At 44.8% G+C, this 2,766-nt stretch carries 2 protein-coding genes and 1 pseudogene; 1 reads left to right on the forward strand and 2 read right to left on the reverse strand.

The genetic code is table 11. The features are described from left to right. On the forward strand, nucleotides 1-1,554 hold a 1,554-nt coding region (locus F6J94_RS32675), incomplete at its 5' end, for a putative PEP-binding protein (RefSeq protein ID WP_293047847.1). 109 nt (nucleotides 1,555-1,663) lie between these two features. Here the strand turns inward: F6J94_RS32675 and F6J94_RS32680 are convergent. Beyond that, a complete protein-coding gene (locus tag F6J94_RS32680; protein WP_367142316.1) occupies nucleotides 1,664-2,359 on the reverse strand; it encodes a glycosyltransferase family 4 protein in 696 nt (231 codons plus the stop codon). Continuing rightward, nucleotides 2,342-2,635, reverse strand: a pseudogene (locus F6J94_RS34575) (glycosyltransferase); the annotation flags it as partial. The gene F6J94_RS32680 and the pseudogene F6J94_RS34575, both read right to left, overlap by 18 nt. Nucleotides 2,636-2,766: the final 131 nt, after the last annotated feature.

Genomic DNA, 2,766 nt, shown 5'->3' on the forward strand with positions numbered 1-2,766 from the left:
ACCCGAATACCTAGACCGGAAGGCCCATCATTAGCAGTTCGACGGAGCAATTTTCCGGCCAGCAAGGTGTTCATCGGCAAGCTGTTTACCTCTCTACAAGTGGGTAGCCTACCCAATGTGCCTAAAGCATCATCGGACTCCATTGGGAGCAACTCTAGTGAACACACTGTCAACCCATCCATGACGCCTATGCTTGTGAGAGGATTACCCGCAGCACCAGGAAGAGTTACAGCAACTGCTCATGTGATATCGGGTGAGGGCAAAAACGTCTCAGCAATCCTCTCTGGTAGAATTTTGGTTGCCCAAAGTGTTTCTCCTGACTGGCTACCTGGGCTCAAGCACGTAGCCGCTATTATTACTGAACAAGGAGGGATAACTAGTCATGCTGGGATTATTGCTAGAGAACTTGGTATTCCCTGTGTTGTGGGTGCGGCTGGTATTACCCAAATTTTACAAACTGGCGAGTCTATACTCGTGGATGGGGGACAGGGGGAAGTTTATCGGCTAGGAACTAAGCAAGGGTTTCCGGTTGAAAAGTTGCATGGCTCAGGATTAAGAAAAAGGAAAGCAAAAGTCAACTTTCAAGCTTCTAACTTTCAAAATACTTTCCCCATTGCTACTCAATTATTGGTTAATCTTAGCCAGCCGGACTCCCTAGAAAAAATTGTGGGTTTGCCAGTGGATGGAGTGGGGTTATTGCGTTCAGAACTGATGATGTTAGAGATTTTGAATAATCTGCACCCCAGTCAGTGGCACAGACAAGGCCATGAGCGTGAGTTAGTAGAACGCTTGGCTCAGTTAATTGTTCAATTTACGGTTACCTTGGCACCACGTCCTGTATTTTATCGCTCCACGGATTGGCGCTCCCATGAATTTCCATCCCTGAGTGGGGATCACTTGGTAACGGAAGCGGAAGTTAACCCGATGCTTGGTCTACGTGGCACTCGTCGCTATCTGAGTGACCCAGCTAGCTTTGATCTGGAACTGGCAGCTTTACAGGAGGTTTATGCTTACGGCTGCAGGAATTTACGGCTGATTTTGCCCTTTGTACGTACTGTGGAAGAATTTACCTTTTGCCGCCGTCGGGTAGAACAGGTAGGACTTACTGATAATCCGGATTTTCAACTTTGGATTATGGCAGAAGTGCCATCTGTGTTGTTTCTGCTACCAGACTATGTTAAGGCAGGTGTTCAAGGAATTTCTATTGGTACTAATGATTTGACGCAACTTTTACTAGGAGCTGATCGGGAGCAAAGGCAGTTGGAAACACTGGTGGGAGGGTGCCATCCAGTGGTCAAGCAAGCAATTCAGCAACTAATCGAAATGGCAAAAGAAGCTGGTATTCCTTGCTCAATTTGTGGTCAAGCTACGGTTCAAGATCCGGAACTGATTGATCTGTTGGTGCAGTGGGGAATTACTTCGATTTCTGTTGATGTTAAAGATGTGGAAGCGACTTACCAGGCAATTACCCGTGCTGAGCAACGTTTACTCTTGGAAGCAGCACGAAATAAGTCAAAAGGCTTAGGTGGAAAAGGCAAAGGGGAAAACATCTAAATATATGGAAGTTCTAAATTGGGTTATGATATCCAGTCCGGTAGTATCGGTAAAAATTACCACGTACCACGGGACAGGATCTGATTTGATGTATCTGGTCTCACCTAGGTTATAAATCTGAAAACTGCTGTAATTCAATCAGTGAATTATGGTTAGGCTTCTTAGTAATTTGAGTTAATAGTGCTTCATAGCGGTTGAGAGCGTTTTGATAGGCGAAGTGCTTCAGAGCAAATTTTCTACCTTGTTTACCTAGAGATACCCCCTGCTCAGGATTTTCATACAATTCGACAATTGCAGATGCTAAAACCTGGGGCTTTTGTGGTGGTACCACTACACCGCCACCACTTTGTCGAACAACTCGCGCTGCAGTTCCATTCAAAGGCACAGAAGCAATGATGGGTCGTCCGCAAGCCAATAGCACTTGAATTTTTGAGGGCATATTAAAGGAAACAACGTTACGCTTTTGCACAACTAAACCTATATCTGCTGCTGCCAACATTTCTGGTAACTTCTCTCGGGGTTGGAAAGGTAAAAGCTTGACATTACTAGCCTTGCAAGTCTGACAGTCTTGCTGTAGCTGCTGTAGAGCCTTAGATTCTCCAACAATGACGAAGACAATTTCTGGAATATGCCTGACCAGAGTAGCCGCCTTCACTACTGTTTCCAGTCCCTGAGTCAGGGCAATATTACCGGAATACAGTACTACAAACTTGCCATCAAGATGGTAAGCAGTGCGAAAGGAATTTCCTTGTTTGGGTAAGGGACGGATAACATTAACATTCGCCCAGTTGGGGATACAGGTAATTTTGTCTTTAGGTATTCCTTTACTGACTAAATTGTCAACGAATCCCTCAGAAATAACAGTGATTGTATGAGCAGTGTGGTAGGCAAACTTCTCTAAAGCTTCAAAGATACGGATGGCTAGTTTGTTTCTAATTAGACCAACCTGTACAGCAGCTTCTGGCAAAATATCCTGTAAATTCAGTAATACTGGGCAGTTGTACAACCAACCGAGTAAAGCAGCTGGTACACTAACGGCCAGGGACGGTACTGTCAGTAGAATCACATCAGGTCGCCAGCCCTGACATCGCTTTTTCTAATTCATTCGGAAATGCTATTTTAATTTTAAAACGTCATGTCAACAAAGTATCGCAGCGTAGTTTATGCTTGGAAGGGAAGAGGCTGGACTCAAGAAATTAAATGGCTTCGTAT

Source organism: Moorena sp. SIO1F2 (assembly GCF_010672755.1).
GTDB lineage: Bacteria > Cyanobacteriota > Cyanobacteriia > Cyanobacteriales > Coleofasciculaceae > Moorena.